The sequence below is a fragment of the Pseudarthrobacter sp. L19 genome (assembly GCF_050859435.1).
Taxonomy (GTDB): Bacteria; Actinomycetota; Actinomycetes; order Actinomycetales; family Micrococcaceae; genus Arthrobacter.
Map to the genome: position 1 here is coordinate 1,206,815 of NZ_CP193935.1, position 15,506 is coordinate 1,222,320.

The following is a 15,506-nucleotide window of genomic DNA, read 5'->3' on the forward strand; positions in this document are numbered from 1 at the left end:
GCCGCGGCTGGCGGGCGGCCTTAATTGTCAGAGGTCGGCGGGAGTATCAGGTCATGGACGCACTGGCTGCGGTTTCTTCTCTACCGGCTCCCCGGCTGGTCTGTGACGGGCGTGTTCGGTTCACCGGTGCGAGCTTAATTGTCAGTGGTCGGGGACAGGATTAACCCATGAACGCAACGGCTGCGGTTTCGTTTCTTCCGGTCCCCGGACCGGTAACTGGCGGGCGCGGCGGTATTGCATTGGGGGATATCGCCGCCGCGCTGCGCGAGGTCTGCGCTTCGGCGGTCGACGACGCCGGGGTGCTGGGTTTCGCTGAGGCGGCGGCTTTCGCCGGTCACGTGGAGGAAATGGCCCGAGCCGTGGAGTTCCTGCAGGTTGTTGCGGCGGGCGCGGTAGACCGAACGCGCACTCAAGCCGCGGCAGCAGACTCAGCCGATGCTTCTGATCGCTCAAGGCCCGGGCCGGAGGGTGACGGTTACCGGCGGACCACGGACTTCCTGCGGGACCGCTTACGGATCAGCACCGCCGAAGCCCACCGGCGTCTATGCCTGGCAGGAGACCTGCTGCCCCGGGTCGGGCTGACCGGCCAGCCGATCCCGGCCGTTCATGAGGAACTCGCCGCGGCGTTCGCGGAAGGGGAGGTCCCGTCCCGGTCCGCGACCATCATCACCCAGGCCCTGGACCGGGTACGAGTTCTCGCCGACCCCGCCACCGTGACCCGGATGGAAGAAGCCCTGACCACTGTCGCTGCGGTTCACGACCCGGACTTTCTCACCCGGGTCGCCCGGCGCTGGGTCGACGGTCTCGATCAGGACGGTGCCGAACCCACCGAAGAACTCCTCCGCCAGTTACAGGGCGCATTCATCCGCCGGCCCCGGCACGGTCTCCAGCACCTGGAAATCTTCGCCACCGCCGATCAGTTCGAACACCTCCTCACCGTCATGAACACCGCCACCAACCCCCGCACAGCCGCGACCGGTTCCAGCCCAGTGGATGCCAGCGGGACCACCTCGGCCGCTGCCGACAAAGACGCTGCCGAAGGCTGCACAGTTTCTGCGGAGGAGGCCTTCGCCACCGAACCCGGAGTCTCCGAGGAACGGCTCGATCTCCGGACCCGGCCCCAGCGCCTGCTCGACGGCCTCGTCGGCGCCTGCAAGGCCGCCCTCGCCACCGGCGGTCTCCCCGCCACGGGCGGCCTCCGCCCGCAGGTCATGGTCACCATCGACTACCGCGACCTCCTCACCCGCCTCACCACAGGTAACGCACCAACCTCACAAGACATGACACCTTCCAGGCCACTCGGGCTGGCCGGGACCGGGTCGCTGGCCTTCACCGGACCCGTCACCGCCGCCACCATCCGCAAGATCGCGTGCGACGCGGACATCATTCCCGTCCTCCTCGGCACCGAGGGCCGGGTCCTGGACATCGGCCGGACCAGCAGAATCTTCCCGCCCCACATCCGCAAAGCCATCACCGCCCGCGACAAGGGCTGCACCTTCCCCGGCTGCACCATCCCCGCCCCGTGGTGCGAAGCCCACCACATCGACTACTGGTCCCGCGGCGGCCCAACCAGCACCGACAACGGTGTCCTGCTCTGCTCACACCACCATCACCTGATCCACAAAGAACAATGGACCATCCAGTCCCGCAACGGGACTCCCTGGTATATCCCGCCACCCCACCTCGACCCCCACCAAAAACCCCGACAAAACCACTACTTCACACGGTGACGCGCTGAGGCAGAGGAGAACCGCGGCCGATCCAGCAGTGCTGAGCGCGGAACTACCACTACGAACGAGGGCGGGGAACGAGAAGGCGCCGAGACAAGGAGATCGCGAGGACAAAGGCGCCGCTCGGCTGTGACACTCTCTCCCTGCGTTTGAAACCTAAGAATTCAGAATGAACATGCCGTCCGGGCCAGACGTCGCCCTCCGGGCGCCGGGGTTTGTGAAGACGCTGACGGACCATGGTGAGGAGTCGCAGAATGCTCCCAAATGCCAGTCAGAGAAGCGGTGACTGAGGCCAAGGCCGGCACCGACGGCGAGTTCATCCTGGGTTGCCGGGCCGCCGCGAGCCTGGGTGGTCGTGCCAATGACCAACTGTCCGGCTGGAACAAGGATCTCGGCAGCTAGGTCAAAGACGCCCCCCAGTTCCGCGTCGGTAAGAAACGCCGGCACGTTCCCGGACACCACGATTGCGTCGTACCTCGTGGGTAAGTCCACCAAGCCGAGCTTCCGTATGGACAGATCGGCGGCCGCAGCTTTCCGAAACCAGGCAGGGTCATGACATTCGGTTGCCACCTCGAGCACGGCAGGCGTCGCGTCGATACCGAACGCTTCATGGCCTCGTTCCCGCAGTGCGGCCACGGCGGAGCCGATCCCGCAGCCCACGTCGAGGATGACCGCCCCTCGCGGAACCAACGTGTCGACGAATCGAGCGTCGGCCTCCATGTCCCGCCCGGATTCCACCAGCCTTCGCATCTTGGCGGCATACGCGTCGTAGTCGGTGGCGGCTCGCCGCGTGCGACCGCTGTTCACTCCGTCCCCCGCGTCGGTCATCAGCGCCCGTCGACTCCGGACGGACGCCGCCAAAGATACGGCGTCGTGGTCGACACCCGGACCAGTCCGGAGCGTTCCAGGATTGGACGCGAAAACTCGGTCGAATCGCTGTGGATGAACGTCTTACCCAGATCCAACGCTGCACGCGCCCGGGCCGCCGTGACCGAGCGGTAGATGCCCCTCCCGCGCCATTCCGACCGGGTAACGCCACCCCAGATGCCAGCGAAATCGGTTCCGGGGACGGGTTCCAGGCGCCCGGCGCTGATGATCACACCGTCGTGTTCGGCCACCCACAGCTGCATTCCGTCGTCGCGGGCCGCGCGGCGCAACACCGCCTCGGCGTTGCCGTCCGAGGCGGGGCTGCCGAAGACCTCGTCCTGCATGGCGCACATCGCCCGGATGCCAGTCTCGTCGGACACCTGCCGGACGGTAACGCCCGGCGGGAGGTCGAGGTCGGCCGCCAAGCCGCTGGCCGCGCCGATCATGATCGACTCGGTCTCGTCGGCCTCCAGACCGTTCTCCAAAAGGGCGTCGTGCAGGCAGGGGGCGTGGTCGTGGCCGCGGCTCTTCCACTCGAAGCGGTCAATGCCGGGTTGGGCGCGGTAATACTCGACGGTCTCCGCCACCCACCCGGCGATCGTCGGCGCGTCTGCCCCGCCCAGATCCTGATAGGTGACGAACCCTCTGCCGCCGGGAAACGTGACGAGACGCAGCGGACCCAACCGTTCGACGGCCACCGCACTGGGAGTTTCCGCGTCGGTGCGAAGCTGCTGATCATAGGCCGCGAGGAGCTCAGTCGTCGTCATCGGGCCCACCATACAGCGGCGCGGCCGGGCGGCACTGTCATGCCGCGGTAGGCTCGGGCCATGCCGGAGCCCGTCGATCATGCCGCCGTCCGGTCCGCGTACGACACGGTGGCCGAAACCTATGCCCGGGTCCTGCCGGACCTCGGCTTCGAATCCGCCGAGGACCGGGCCATGATCCAGCGTTTCGTAAAGCATGTCGGCGCCTCGCCGGACAGAAAAGTGATCGACGCCGGCTGCGGCACCGGCCGGCTCGCCGCCCACCTCCGGACCGCCGGGCTGAACGTGAACGGTGTCGACCTCTCACCGACCATGGTCCGGGTGGCCGGGCGCCTGCACCCGGAGATCGAGTTCACGGCCGGCGAGCTCACCGCCCTGCCCGCCGACGTTGGTTCCGCGGACGGGGTCGTGGCCTGGTACTCGATCATCCACCTCGATCCGGAAGCGATCGACGCCGTCGCCCGGGAGTTCGCCCGGGTCCTCCGGCCGGCCGGCGCCGCACTGGTTGCCTTCCAGGCCGGAAGCGGCTCCCGCACCCTGACGCGCGCGTACGGGCACGACGTCGTGCTCCGCGCCGAACTGCACAACCCCGGCGACGTCGCGCGCAGCTTCGCCGCGCACGGCTTCGAGCAGGTGAAGCAAATGGTCCGCCCGCCGAGGGAGACGGAGAAGCAGCCCCAGGCCGTGCTCCTGTTCCGCAGGGGTGCCGGGGCCGCACCCGCCGGCCGACGGCCGCTGACGCCGTCGCGGTAAAGTGTCACCCGGAAGATTCCTTCCCAGCCCCGCGACACCCTTTTGAAAGGCTCACTGCCATGAGCATGCTCGGAACCAACTGGAAGATCCACGGAAACGGCAAGTCCATCCGCCCCGGCGAGGTCGTCCGGCCCGACGAGCGCCTGGCATGGCCGCTCACCATCGGCGTCGGCATGCAGCACGTCGTGGCCATGTTCGGCGCCACCTTCCTGGTTCCGATCATCACCGGCATGCCCCCGGCCACCACCCTGTTCTTCTCCGGCATCGGCACCCTGCTGTTCCTGGTCATCACCAAGGGCCGGATCCCCAGCTACCTCGGATCCTCCTTCGCCTTCATCGCCCCGATCATGGCCTCGCAGCAGCAGTTCGGCATCCCCGGTGCGCTCGGCGGCGTGGTGATGGCCGGCATCGGCCTCGCCATCATCGGCGCGATCGTGCAGAAGTTCGGGGCGGGCTGGATCAACCGCCTCATGCCCCCGATCGTCACCGGTGCGATCGTCGGCCTGATCGGCCTGAACCTCGCCCCCGCGGCCAAGAACAACTTCGACGCCGCCCCGATCACCGCCCTGATCACGCTCGCCGTCATCATCGTGGTCAGCGTCTTCTTCCGCGGCATCCTCGGCCGGCTGAGCATCCTGGTGGGCGTCGTCGTCGGCTACCTCGTCGCGATCATCCGCGGCGAGGTCAACTTCGCCAAGGTCGATGCCGCCGCCTGGATCGGCCTGCCGCACTTCCAGACCCCCGAGTTCCACCTCGGCGTCGTCGGCCTCTTCGTGCCGGTGGTCCTGGTGCTGGTGGCCGAGAACATCGGCCACGTGAAGTCCGTCTCCGCCATGACCGGGCAGAACCTCGACGGCGTCTCCGGACGCGCGCTGATGGCCGACGGCGCCGCGACGGTCCTCGCCGGCCTCGGCGGCGGCTCCGGCACCACCACCTACGCTGAAAACATTGGCGTCATGGCCGCCACCAAGGTGTATTCGACGGCGGCCTACTGGGTTGCCGGCCTCTTCGCCATGATCCTCAGCTTCTCGCCGAAGTTCGGCGAACTGATCGCCACCGTCCCGGCGGGTGTCCTGGGCGGCGCCGCCACCATGCTGTACGGCATGATCGGCGTCCTCGGCGTGAAGATCTGGGTGCAGAACAAGGTCAACTTCTCCAACCCGGTCAACCTCACCACGGCCGCCGTCGCCCTGATTGTGGGCATCGCGGACTACACCTGGACCATCGGCGACCTGAAGTTCACCGGCATCGCCCTCGGCTCGGCCGCCGCGCTGGTGATCTACCACGGCATGAAGGCCATCGCGACGGCCCGCGGAACCGTCGCCGAGCCCGAAACCGAGGACGGCGCCGTCGCCGCCGCAGCCCGGGGCGCCGTGAACGCAGCAGCCAAGCGCACCCCCAAAAAGCGCCGCTAAGCGCGGATCCGCGGCCGGGAACACGGCAAAGGGCGGCGCCTCTCCTGGAAAGGAGGGGCGCCGCCCTTGCTGTTTACTGCTGACGAGGCCGGTGGTTAGCCGGCGTTGAAGGACTCTTTGTCCTCGTCGTCGCGATCCTTCGGTGAGTGCTCCTCCGGCAGGTCCGTGCCGGAGCCGTCGGGAATGCCGGCGGCGTCCTGCCCGGACTCCGAGGAGAACGGGCGGCCCGGTTCGGCTTCCTCGGTGTTGGCCGAGTCCATGTCAGCTTCCGACGACGGCACGGCGCCGCCGTTCTCGGCTGCGGTCTCGTCGCCGGACTCGAAGCCCTGCTCGGTGCTCTCGTTTTCCGCGTTCATCTGCTCCTCCGTTCCTCCGAAGCGTCCCGCTCCGGGTTCTCCTGCACTGTCCTGGTCTTCCGCGCCGAACTGGCTCAGGTCCGGGGCGCCGGCCGGGAAGGTCTCACCGTCCGGGCTGTCCTGGTTGAGGCCTGCGGCGTCGAACGCTTCTTCGTCGCGCGGCTGGGCGAAGCTCTTTGTGTCGCCGCCGGGCATCTCCTGCTCGGCGGTGGGGGTACCGTAGCCGCCTGCTTCTTCCTCGACGACGCGGTGCTGGTCTTCAGACATATGCTTCCTCCTGGTTAGCGGCGGCCGGCGGTTAGCCTGGCAGAATTTCCCTGCTCTTCCACCGTACCCGAAATTCGTCAGTAAGCTTAGTACTAGAGTGAAATCTCAATAGAGGAGCAGCGATGGCGCGCACCGATGAGTCCCGGGAAGCCGGGCGGAGTGAGACCTTTGACGAGAAGATGGACCGCAACTGGGGCGAACTGCTGCAGGAACTCCGGGTGCTGCAGACGGGCGTGCAGATCCTTGCCGGTTTCCTGCTGACGCTGCCGTTCCAGAGCCGCTTCGAGAAGCTGGACAGCTTCGAAATCGGGCTTTATCTCTGCAACGTGGTCCTCGCGGCGCTCACCACGGCCCTGATTCTCTTGCCGGTCAGCGCTCACCGCCGGCTGTTCCGGCAGGGCCTGAAGGAGGTTCTGGTCTCCAGCGCGGACCGGATCGCGAAGACCGCCCTGGCCGCCGTTGCCCTTCTCAGCGTCGGGACGTCGGCCCTTGTTTTCGATGTCACGATCGGCCGGACCGCCGGGATTGTGGCCGGTGCGGTGCTCCTGGCGGTCCTGCTGGTGCTCCTGGTCCTGGTGCCGGACCGGCTACGGCGGAGGGCCAAAGGGCAACGCGCTTCGCATACCAGCACGTCTTCAGGCAACGGAGGAGGCAACGATGACTAAGTGGATGCGGGAGCATGGACTCCTGTTGGCCAATGCTGGCCTGTTCATTGTGTTTTTCGGGGGAATGGTGATCAGCGGAGCCGCCGACTACAGCGACGACCAACTTGCCCACGGGCACCCTGCCGTAAGTATCGGCGCCTATCTCGGCACCGGGGCCTTCCTCGAGGCGACGTTCGAGAACTGGGAATCCGAGTTCCTGCAGATGGGGATGTACGTCCTCCTGACGGTATTCCTCTTCCAGCGGGGGTCCTCGGAATCGAAGCCGTTGGGCAGGAAGTCACCGCAGGACGACGGTCCGGGTGCCGCGCGGGTAACGTCATCCTCGCCGTGGCCCGTGCGGCACGGGGGCTGGATCCTGAAGATCTACGAACACTCGCTCTCGATCATGTTCCTGGTGCTGTTTCTCGGCTCCGTGGCGCTGCATGCCGTCGGGGGCAGCGCCGAATACAACCAGGAGCAGATGGATCATGGCCAGCCGACCGTAAGCGTGCTCGGTTACCTTGCGACCAGCCGCTTCTGGTTCGAATCCTTCCAGAACTGGCAGAGTGAGTTCCTCGCGGTCGCCGTCCTGGTGGGAGCATCGGTCTACCTCCGCGAGAAGGGTTCACCGGAGTCGAAGCCTGTCGCCGAGCCCCACTACGAAACCGGCGCCTGAGCCCGCGTTAGTCCCTGCGTTCCGACACGCTGTCACGCCCGGCGTCGCCCTCCCGGTCTGATGCGCTCTGCTCCGACGCCGGCCGGTCCCCCTCAGCCGGGTGGTAGGTCTCGTCGAATGGCATCTCGTTGAGGTCCAGCAGTTCGTTTTCCTCCTGTCCCGCCACAAGCTCGTGGGCCTCCTCGACCGTGTCGACGCTCGGCATCGAGCCCATCAGCGGCCGGCCGGCGGTTTCTTTGATGAAGTAGACGGCGATCGCGCCAATCGCGGACGTGGCCATAAGGTAGTAGGCCGGCATCATTTCGTTGTTCGTCCCGGCGATGAGGGACGCGATGATGAACGGGGCGGTGCCGCCGAAGATGGCGACGGCGAAGTTGTAGGCGATGCCCATGGCGCCGTAGCGGCTTTCCGTCGGGAACAGCGCCGGGAGTGTGGAGGCGAGGTTGGCCACGTAGAACGTCAGCGGGAAGGCGATCAGCGCCAGCCCCAGCAGCGTGGACCAGATGGCTCCGACGCCGATAAGCAGGAACGCCGGGAGAGCCAGGACCACGGTGCCCAGCGATCCGATCCAGAGCACCGGACGGCGGCCGATCCGGTCCGAGAGCTTGCCCGTCAGCGGGATCGCGGCGGACATCAGGACCAGGATGGGGATGGTGAGCAGGGTGCCGTGGAGTTCGTCGTAGCCCTTGTTCGAGGTCAGGTACGTGGGCATGTAAGAGGTCAGCGCGTAACCCACCGTGTTGGCGGCGGCCACCAGGATCATCGCCAGCAGGATTCCGCGCCAGTGCGAGGCGAAGATGGCCACCGGGCCCTTCGCGTCCGCGGACTCACCGGATTCGCCGCCGGCCTGGGCGTCCAGGCTGGCCTGGAATGCCGGGGATTCCTCGATCTTCATCCGGAAGTAGATGGCAATCAGGCCGAGCGGACCGGCGATCAGGAACGGCAGCCGCCAGCCCCAGGCCTGCATGGTGTCCTGGCCGAGGGTGACCTGCAACAGCGTGACCAGGGCGGCGCCGATGGCGAAGCCCATGTAGCTGCCGAGGTCCAGGAAGCTGGCGAAGAAGCCGCGCCGGGCGTCCGGGGCGTGCTCGCTGACGAACGTGGTGGCGCCGGCGTATTCGCCGCCGGTGGAGAAGCCCTGGATCAGCTTGGTGGCGACCAGCAGCACGGCCGCCCAGATTCCGAGAGTGGCGTATCCGGGCAGCAGGCCCACCACAAAGGTGGACGCGGCCATGATGATCAGTGTCATGGCGAGAACCCGCTGTCGGCCGATCTTGTCACCGAGCCAGCCGAAGAACACCCCGCCGAGGGGCCGGGCCACAAAGGTGGCGCCGAAGGTTCCCAGCAGGAACAGGTTCTGGACGGTCTTGTCCGCCTCAGGCAGGAAGACCGGGCCCATGGTGGTGATCAGGTAGCCGAACACGCCGACGTCGTACCATTCCATGGTGTTGCCGACGATGGTCCCGCCGAGGGCCTTGCGCATTACACGCCGGTCCACGACATTGATGTGTTCGACCTCGAGCCGCCGTTCCCTGAGCTTGGGGCGGCGGGCGGTGCTGCGCTTCATGGACATGCGGATCTCCTGTCACGGCCACCGGTCTGCGCGTGGCCCTGGCAGGGGGTCACGGCCCCCAATGCAGCAATCTTATTCAGCGGGGAGCCGCTAAACCAGAGTCCCCACCCGCAGCTTAGGCACCCTCGAGCACCTGGCTGGTGGTCCAGGCGAGGTACTTGGCCGCCTTCGCCTGCGCCTCCTCGGGGCTCGGGGCCGAGTCCACGAGCTGCGCCGCGGCAACCACACCGCGCCGTTCCAGGTCCTCCGGACTGACCAGAATCCGGCCGGCGACCATGATCACCGGGATGCCAAGCGCGTGCGCGGCGTCGGCCAGCGCCACCGGGGCCTTGCCGGTCAGCGACTGCTCATCGAGGGACCCCTCCCCCGTGATCACCAGGTCCGCTCCGCGCAGTTTGTCGGCAAGGCCGGTGAGGCCCGCCACGAGCTGGAAACCGCTTTCCAGCGCTGCGTTACTGAAGGCCAGGAACGACGCCGGGAAGCCGCCGGCCGCGCCAGCGCCGGGGACGTTCACGTCCCGGCCGGTGGCCTGCCGAAGCACCGAGGCCCAGTTCCGCAGGCCCGCGTCGAGCCGTTCGACGGCGTCCTCGTCGGCGCCCTTCTGCGGGCCGAAGACGTGCGCGGCACCGTCCGAGCCGAAGAGCGGGTTTTGCACGTCGACGGCGATGCGCAGCGTCACGGCCGACAGCCGGGGGTCCAGTCCGCTGACGTCGACGGCCACAACGTCCGCAAGCGAGCCGCCGCCGAGGGGCACGACGTTGCCGTTGGCATCCAGCGGCTTGAGGCCCAGGGCGCGCAGGGCGCCGCTGCCCGCGTCGCTCATGGCGGATCCGCCCACGCCCAGGATGATCTCCGTGGCGCCGGCGTCGAGGGCGGCGGCGATCAGCTGCCCGGAACCGTAGCTGTGCGCCCGCAGGGCATTCTCCGGCGTCGGTTCCATGTGGGCGAGCCCGGAGGCTTGGGCCGTCTCGATGACGGCGGTAGCCCCGCCGAAGGCATCCTTCCGGAGCGCCCAGGCCGCGCCGATCGGCGCCAGGATAGGCCCGACGACGGCGTTCAGCCGCTCCTCGTAGCCGGCGCTGACCGCGGCCTCCAGTGTCCCCTCGCCGCCGTCGGCGACGGGCAGCTGCAGCACGGAGGCCTCGGGATAGACGCGGAGGGCCCCCTCGGCCATGGCGGCGGCGGCTTCGGCCGCGGTGAGGCTGCCTTTGAACTTGTCCGGAGCAATCAGGATGCGCATGGCTCCATCCTGCCAGCCGGGGCAGACAGCCACGGGCAGGGCCGGAGCGGCGAGCCGGTGCATCGGCGTCGCGGGGGTCAGGTCAGCGCTGGTCTGCGGCGCCCCCTCAGTCCCGCCATTGGCCGCGGTCTTGGAGCACGGCCTTGAGCAGGTCCGCCCGGTCCGTGACGATGCCGTCGACGCCGAGGTCGAGGAGCCGGTGCATCTCCGCCTCCTCATTGATGGTCCAGACGTGGACGTGCAGGCCATGCCGGTGGGCGCGCCGCACGAAGCCCGCCGTCACCACGGGAACCGCGCCGAACCGGACCGGGACCTGCAGGGCGTCGACCCCACGCAGCGCCCGCGCCGTCACGCGCCGCATCACCGGCGTCGGGAGCAGCGGACCCAGCAGCACGAAGAGCGCGTTGGAGGCCATGCCGGCGGAGCTGGCGGCCGGCCGGCTCAGGCGGCGCAGCACCGCGCGGCGGCGGCGGTCGGAGAAACTGGCCACCAGCACCCGGTCGTGCAGCCCGTGCCGTTCGATCGCCGCGGCGAGGGTTTCCACCGAGTTCCAGTCCTTGACGTCCAGGTTCAGCCTGGCGTCGGGGAATTCAGCGACGAGTTCGGCGAGCTGCGGGATGGGCTCGGTACCGGCGATGCGCGCCCGGGCCACCGTCTCGGCGGAGAGTTCGGAAACGCGCCCGGCCCCGTCGGTGACCCGGTCCAGGGTCTCGTCATGGAAGAGCAGCAGCACGCCGTCGGCGGTGGTGTGCACGTCGGTTTCCAGGTACCGGTAGCCCAGGCCGACGGCGGCGCGGAACGCGGCCATCGAGTTTTCCGCACCTTCCGGCGAGAACCCGCGGTGGGCGATGGCCACGGGAGTGGCTGGGCCGCCGTCGCGGGCGAGGAAGGGGTGCTCTGCGCTCATCCGGTCAGCGTACCGGAGCCGCGGTCCTAGCCGTGGGGCAGGATTTCGACGCCGTCGCTGCAGTGCAGCAGGGTGCGTCCGCCGCCGTCGAGGTCCACCCAGACGGTGGTGTGGTCCACGGTGAGCGCGTCCACGAATCCGGCCGCCTCGTAGCCCGGGGACATCCGCACCCGGACCCGGTCACCCTGGCGCAGGCTCTGCCAGTGGGCGTCCGGAGTGACCCGCCGCAGCGGCTGGTCGTCAATATGTCGCTTCACGTTCCTGGCCATGATTGCCCGCCCTCAGTCATCCGATCCGTTCCGTGACTCGAGCGTAAGAGGCCAAGGTGAACGGCAGTTGGCCGCAAGCTGGGAATCACATGTCCGCGGCGCGGGCGGGACTGCCGTACGGGCGGCGCGGCGGGTCAGCGCCGCGCGACGGAATGACGGCGGGTCAGGGCCGCGGGGTGAGGGTCAGGGCTGGCGGACGCCGAGGTCGGCGAGCCGTGCCTCCAGGATCTGGGCCACGCCGTCGTCGTCGAAGTGCGGGGCCGTGTGCGCGGCGGCGCGGATGGCGTCCGGGTGGCCGCTGGCCAGGGCGTAGCCGTGGCCGGCCCAGCGCAGCATCTCGATGTCGTTGGGCATGTCGCCGAACGCCACCACGTCCTCGGCGCCGAGGCCCAGGGCGCGGGCATACTCGGCGAGGGTCACGGCCTTGTTCACGCCCGGGAGGGAGAGCTCCAGGAGGGCCATGTTGGGGGCGGAGTGGGTGGCGGCGGCCAGGTGGGCGACGGCGGGCGAGACATCCGCGAGGAACTCGTCCGCGGTGCCTTCCCGGATGATCGCCATCAGCTTCACGACGGAATCGCCGGGACGGAGCGTCTCGTGCAGCGGGGCGGGGTGACCTCGTCGAGCAGGCCTGCCGAGTTGCCGCCCAGGAAGTGCGGTTCCAGGTGGAAGCCGTCGAGGGTTTCGGCGGCGAACAGCGCGTCCGGCCGAATGCCCTGGATGATCCGCCGGGCTTCGAAGACCGATTCGAGGGCCAGGGCGCGGGAGGACACCACCCGGTCGGATTCCAGGTCCCAGACCACGGCCCCGTTGGAGCAGATCACGGTTCCGGTGTGGCCCAGCTGGTCCCGGAGGGGTGCAGCCAGCGCGGCGGCCGGCCGGTGACGAACACCAGCTCCACGCCGGCGTCGCGGCAGGCGTGGAAGGCGCGGACGGTCCGTTCGCTGATCCTGCCGTCATGTCCCAGGATCGTTCCGTCGATATCGCTCGCTACCAGCCGCATGCTGCCAGTCTACGTCGGCGTCCCGGGCGGTGGCCCGGGACGCCGACGGTCAGTGCTGTTAGAAACTTCTCAGTGCTGTTCGTAGATGCCGGTCAGCCGGGCCCGCCCGATGCTGTGGCTGAAAAGGTTGAAGCCGAGGAACGCGGGGCTGCCATCCGCGTCGACGTCGAGGTGTTCGACGTCGACGGCGTGCACCACCACGAGGTAGCGGTGGGGGCCGTGGCCCTTGGGCGGCGCCGCTCCCACGAAGCCGGCGAATCCGGCGTCGTTCTTCAGCTGCAGGGCACCCTCGGGCAGGTGGGCGCCGTCCTTGGAGCCTGCGCCGGCCGGCAGCGAGGTGACGTCCGCGGGGATGTTCAGGACGGCCCAGTGCCAGAAGCCGCTGGCCGTCGGCGCGTCCGGGTCGTAAACGGTGACGGCGTAGCTCTTGGTGCCTTCCGGGGCGCCGCTCCAGCTCAACTGCGGGGATTCGTCCTCGCCGCCGGCGCCCATGAGCCCGCTGCGCTGCGGCGGCGGGAGGGTTTCCCCGTCGGCGAAGGATTCACTGCGGAGGTCGAAGGCGGGAACGTCCGGGAGCGGGGCATAGGGGTCGTGGGAGGTCATGGCTGCCTTTCAGGTCTAACGCGGAGGTCGGGAGCTTACGGGGCCGTGCTGGTGTTCACGCTACCAAGTTCCATGGCGGAGAGTTCCGCGCGGCCGGGCGGGTTGGCGCCGGCCCGGGAGACGGTGACGGCGGCGGCCGCCGCGGCGTGCACCAGGAGCTCGCGCAGGCTGCCGGCGGAGAGGGAGCGCAGCTCGCCGCGGTTCTGCGCGCCGTCCAGGCCGCGGTCCACGATGCCGGACAGCAGCGCCGCCATGAAGGAATCCCCCGCGCCCACGGTGTCCGCCACCTTGACCCGGGGCGCCGGCGCCTGCGCTTCGCCGTCGGCGTTGACGCCCCAGGGGCCGTCCGCGCCGCGGGTGACCACCACCAGCGCGGGGCCTTCGGAGCCGCCCAGCGAGAGCCAGCGCCGGGCCGAATCCAGCGGATCCACGCCGGGGTAGAGCCATTCGAGGTCCTCGTCCGAGGCCTTGACGACGTCGGCGAGGGCGACGAACTTTTCGGCCTGGTGCCGGGCGTAGTCGGCGTCGGTGATGATGCTCGGGCGGCAGTTGGGATCGAAGCCGATCGTGGCGGAGGGGTGGGCGCGCTCGACGGCGGCGAACACGGCGGCGGCGCCGGGCGCCAGCATGGTGGCGATGGAGCCGGTGTGCAGCAGGGTGGTGGCCTGCAGCATAAGCGGCAGCCGCTCGGTCAGGTCGGGCAGCTGCCAGGCGAGGTCGAAGGTGTAGCTGGCCGCCCCGGCGTCGTCGATCAGCGCCGTCGCCACGGAGGTGGGCAGGTCATCGGGGCCGAGGGGCAGCAGCACGGACCCGGATCTGAGGTGCGCTGCCACCGCTTCGCCGTATTCGTCCCGGCCGTAGCGGCCGATGAACTGGACCGGGTGGTCCAGCCGGGCCAAACCGATGGCGACGTTCAGGGGGCTGCCGCCGACGTGGGCCTGGGTGCCGGAGGACCGCTGGACGACATCTACCAAGGCCTCGCCAATGACTGTGAGCATGGTCATACTCTGCCAGAGAATCCGGTATGGCGCCGCTCCCGGGCCACTTTCTAGAAATACCCCCAGGGGTATATCATTGAGGCATGTCGACTCCCGCCCCCAGCCATGCCACACGCCGCGATGCCATCGGTTCCGCCGTCGTCCTTGGCCTGCGCAGCAACCTCCCGCAGTTCCTGCTGCTGGTGGCGGTCAACGCGCTGGTGGGTGGAACCCTGGGCCAGGAACGCACCGTGCTGCCGCTGCTGGCCGGCGAGGTGTTCCACCTGGACTCCTACAGCGCCGCCCTGACGTACATCCTGGCCTTCGGGCTGGCCAAGGCGGCCACGAACTACGCCGCCGGAACACTCTCGGACCGGTTCGGCCGCAAGCCGGTACTGGTGACCGGCTGGCTGATCGCTCTCCCGGTGCCGCTGCTGCTGATCTTCGGGTCCAGCTGGGCATGGATCGTCGCCGCCAACGTGGTGCTGGGCGTGAGCCAGGGGCTGACCTGGTCCACCACCGTGGTGATGAAGATGGACCTGGTGGGGCCGCACCGCCGGGGCCTGGCCATGGGCTTCAACGAGGCGGCAGGCTACCTGGGCGTGGCCGGCACCGCGCTCTTCACCGGCTATCTCGCGGCCACCTACGGCCTGCGGCCGGCACCGTTCCTGCTGGGCGCCGCGTTCATCGCCGTGGGGCTGGGCCTGTCCGTGCTCACCGTCCGCGAGACCCACCACCACGCCAAGGCCGAGGCGGCCTCCCGCGCCGGATCCGTGGCAGGTGCGGCGGCGGGTCCGGCTGCGGGCGCTGTTTCAGGCGGACTCAGCAGCCGCGAGGTCTTCACGCTCACCAGTTTCCGGGACCGCTCCCTCTCCGCCGTGAGCCAGGCCGGCATGGTGAACAACCTCAACGACGGCCTCGCCTGGGGACTGTTTCCGGTGCTGTTCACCAGCGCCGGCCTGCCGCTGGAGCAGGTGGGAATCCTGGCCGCCGTGTACCCGGCAGTCTGGGGCGCGGTGCAGCTGGTCACCGGGGCGGCGTCCGACCGCCTCGGCCGGAAATGGCTGATCGCCGGCGGGATGGGCGTGCAGGCGGCGGGACTGGTGATGGTCGCGGCGGGGCACGGGTTCGGCCCCTGGTTGGGCGCCGCCGTGCTGATGGGCATCGGGACGGCCATGGTCTACCCCACGCTGCTGGCAGCGATCGGCGACGTCGCCCATCCGGGCTGGCGGGCACGGTCCGTGGGCGTCTACCGGCTCTGGCGCGACGGCGGCTTCGCCGTAGGTGCGCTGCTGTCCGGCGTCCTTGCGGACGCCTACGGGATTCCGCCGGCGATCATGGTGGTGGCCGCCCTCACCGCGGCGTCCGGCGTGGTGGTGGCCCTGCGGATGCGGGGGACGGACCACCGGCGCTAAACGCCCACAAGGGGGCACCGCCGTCGGCGGACCATCGCAGCGGCCGAAGT

General features: G+C 69.1%; 15 protein-coding genes and 1 pseudogene. 6 read left to right on the forward strand and 10 right to left on the reverse strand.

The features are described from left to right. The first annotated feature begins 167 nt into the window (after positions 1-167). Complete coding sequence (locus ACRQ5B_RS05660; protein ID WP_432397789.1) at positions 168-1,730, forward strand: DUF222 domain-containing protein; 1,563 nt, start codon at positions 168-170, stop codon at positions 1,728-1,730. Between the two features lie 156 nt (positions 1,731-1,886). Here ACRQ5B_RS05660 and ACRQ5B_RS05665 read toward each other — a convergent pair whose 3' ends face one another. Next, entirely contained in the window at positions 1,887-2,558 is a 672-nt protein-coding gene (locus ACRQ5B_RS05665; protein WP_432397792.1) for a class I SAM-dependent methyltransferase, read from the reverse strand. Next, on the reverse strand, positions 2,558-3,364 hold the full coding sequence (locus tag ACRQ5B_RS05670; RefSeq protein WP_432397795.1) for a GNAT family N-acetyltransferase: 807 nt from the start codon (positions 3,362-3,364) through the stop codon (positions 2,558-2,560). The genes ACRQ5B_RS05665 and ACRQ5B_RS05670 overlap by 1 nt, the downstream gene beginning before the upstream one ends. A 60-nt stretch (positions 3,365-3,424) precedes the next feature. Between ACRQ5B_RS05670 and ACRQ5B_RS05675 the strand changes: the two genes are divergently transcribed. Continuing rightward, complete coding sequence (locus tag ACRQ5B_RS05675) at positions 3,425-4,114, forward strand: class I SAM-dependent DNA methyltransferase (protein ID WP_432397798.1); 690 nt, start codon at positions 3,425-3,427, stop codon at positions 4,112-4,114. 59 nt (positions 4,115-4,173) lie between these two features. After that, complete coding sequence (locus tag ACRQ5B_RS05680) at positions 4,174-5,529, forward strand: uracil-xanthine permease family protein (protein ID WP_432397801.1); 1,356 nt, start codon at positions 4,174-4,176, stop codon at positions 5,527-5,529. Between the two features lie 95 nt (positions 5,530-5,624). Here ACRQ5B_RS05680 and ACRQ5B_RS05685 read toward each other — a convergent pair whose 3' ends face one another. Then, positions 5,625-6,152 carry a hypothetical protein gene (locus ACRQ5B_RS05685; RefSeq protein WP_364137981.1) on the reverse strand — a complete coding sequence of 176 codons (528 nt, stop codon included), beginning with the start codon at positions 6,150-6,152 and terminating at the stop codon, positions 5,625-5,627. Between the two features lie 122 nt (positions 6,153-6,274). On the opposite strand from ACRQ5B_RS05685, the gene ACRQ5B_RS05690 reads away from it, so the two are divergent. Together ACRQ5B_RS05690 and ACRQ5B_RS05695 are read left to right on the forward strand one after the other, a co-directional pair. Further along, positions 6,275-6,817 carry a DUF6328 family protein gene (locus ACRQ5B_RS05690; RefSeq protein WP_412884484.1) on the forward strand — a complete coding sequence of 181 codons (543 nt, stop codon included), beginning with the start codon at positions 6,275-6,277 and terminating at the stop codon, positions 6,815-6,817. Further along, positions 6,810-7,472, forward strand: coding sequence for a DUF6766 family protein (locus ACRQ5B_RS05695; protein ID WP_432397805.1), 663 nt, complete (start codon positions 6,810-6,812; stop codon positions 7,470-7,472). The genes ACRQ5B_RS05690 and ACRQ5B_RS05695 overlap by 8 nt, the downstream gene beginning before the upstream one ends. 7 nt (positions 7,473-7,479) lie before the next feature. Here ACRQ5B_RS05695 and ACRQ5B_RS05700 read toward each other — a convergent pair whose 3' ends face one another. From ACRQ5B_RS05700 to ACRQ5B_RS05730, 7 genes and pseudogenes are all read right to left on the reverse strand, one after another. Then, positions 7,480-9,045 carry an MFS transporter gene (locus ACRQ5B_RS05700; protein WP_412884482.1) on the reverse strand — a complete coding sequence of 522 codons (1,566 nt, stop codon included), beginning with the start codon at positions 9,043-9,045 and terminating at the stop codon, positions 7,480-7,482. A 115-nt stretch (positions 9,046-9,160) separates the two neighbouring features. Further along, complete coding sequence (locus tag ACRQ5B_RS05705; protein WP_412884481.1) at positions 9,161-10,285, reverse strand: glycerate kinase; 1,125 nt, start codon at positions 10,283-10,285, stop codon at positions 9,161-9,163. Between the two features lie 106 nt (positions 10,286-10,391). Beyond that, entirely contained in the window at positions 10,392-11,192 is an 801-nt protein-coding gene (locus ACRQ5B_RS05710; protein WP_412884480.1) for a glycerophosphodiester phosphodiesterase, read from the reverse strand. Between the two features lie 26 nt (positions 11,193-11,218). Then, entirely contained in the window at positions 11,219-11,461 is a 243-nt protein-coding gene (locus tag ACRQ5B_RS05715; RefSeq protein WP_432397809.1) for a hypothetical protein, read from the reverse strand. Positions 11,462-11,644: 183 nt separating this feature from the next. Beyond that, positions 11,645-12,461: pseudogene (locus tag ACRQ5B_RS05720) on the reverse strand (HAD family hydrolase). A 69-nt stretch (positions 12,462-12,530) separates the two neighbouring features. Continuing rightward, positions 12,531-13,064, reverse strand: coding sequence for a YbhB/YbcL family Raf kinase inhibitor-like protein (locus tag ACRQ5B_RS05725; protein WP_364137991.1), 534 nt, complete (start codon positions 13,062-13,064; stop codon positions 12,531-12,533). 35 nt (positions 13,065-13,099) lie between these two features. After that, complete coding sequence (locus ACRQ5B_RS05730; protein ID WP_432397812.1) at positions 13,100-14,062, reverse strand: carbohydrate kinase family protein; 963 nt, start codon at positions 14,060-14,062, stop codon at positions 13,100-13,102. An 83-nt stretch (positions 14,063-14,145) separates the two neighbouring features. Here ACRQ5B_RS05730 and ACRQ5B_RS05735 point away from each other — a divergent pair, with 83 nt between their 5' ends. After that, a complete protein-coding gene (locus ACRQ5B_RS05735) occupies positions 14,146-15,456 on the forward strand; it encodes an MFS transporter (protein WP_432397815.1) in 1,311 nt (436 codons plus the stop codon). The last annotated feature ends 50 nt before the right edge of the window (positions 15,457-15,506 follow it).

Bases quoted from the DNA above. Each gene is read 5' to 3' on its own strand.
- ACRQ5B_RS05660 (WP_432397789.1), top strand. From the start codon at position 168: ATGAACGCAACGGCTGCGGTTTCGTTTCTTCCGGTCCCCGGACCGGTA.
- ACRQ5B_RS05665 (WP_432397792.1), bottom strand. From the start codon at position 2,558: ATGACCGACGCGGGGGACGGAGTGAACAGCGGTCGCACGCGGCGAGCC.
- ACRQ5B_RS05670 (WP_432397795.1), bottom strand. From the start codon at position 3,364: ATGACGACGACTGAGCTCCTCGCGGCCTATGATCAGCAGCTTCGCACC.
- ACRQ5B_RS05675 (WP_432397798.1), top strand. From the start codon at position 3,425: ATGCCGGAGCCCGTCGATCATGCCGCCGTCCGGTCCGCGTACGACACG.
- ACRQ5B_RS05680 (WP_432397801.1), top strand. From the start codon at position 4,174: ATGAGCATGCTCGGAACCAACTGGAAGATCCACGGAAACGGCAAGTCC.
- ACRQ5B_RS05685 (WP_364137981.1), bottom strand. From the start codon at position 6,152: ATGTCTGAAGACCAGCACCGCGTCGTCGAGGAAGAAGCAGGCGGCTAC.
- ACRQ5B_RS05690 (WP_412884484.1), top strand. From the start codon at position 6,275: ATGGCGCGCACCGATGAGTCCCGGGAAGCCGGGCGGAGTGAGACCTTT.
- ACRQ5B_RS05695 (WP_432397805.1), top strand. From the start codon at position 6,810: ATGACTAAGTGGATGCGGGAGCATGGACTCCTGTTGGCCAATGCTGGC.
- ACRQ5B_RS05700 (WP_412884482.1), bottom strand. From the start codon at position 9,045: ATGTCCATGAAGCGCAGCACCGCCCGCCGCCCCAAGCTCAGGGAACGG.
- ACRQ5B_RS05705 (WP_412884481.1), bottom strand. From the start codon at position 10,285: ATGCGCATCCTGATTGCTCCGGACAAGTTCAAAGGCAGCCTCACCGCG.
- ACRQ5B_RS05710 (WP_412884480.1), bottom strand. From the start codon at position 11,192: ATGAGCGCAGAGCACCCCTTCCTCGCCCGCGACGGCGGCCCAGCCACT.
- ACRQ5B_RS05715 (WP_432397809.1), bottom strand. From the start codon at position 11,461: ATGGCCAGGAACGTGAAGCGACATATTGACGACCAGCCGCTGCGGCGG.
- ACRQ5B_RS05725 (WP_364137991.1), bottom strand. From the start codon at position 13,064: ATGACCTCCCACGACCCCTATGCCCCGCTCCCGGACGTTCCCGCCTTC.
- ACRQ5B_RS05730 (WP_432397812.1), bottom strand. From the start codon at position 14,062: ATGCTCACAGTCATTGGCGAGGCCTTGGTAGATGTCGTCCAGCGGTCC.
- ACRQ5B_RS05735 (WP_432397815.1), top strand. From the start codon at position 14,146: ATGTCGACTCCCGCCCCCAGCCATGCCACACGCCGCGATGCCATCGGT.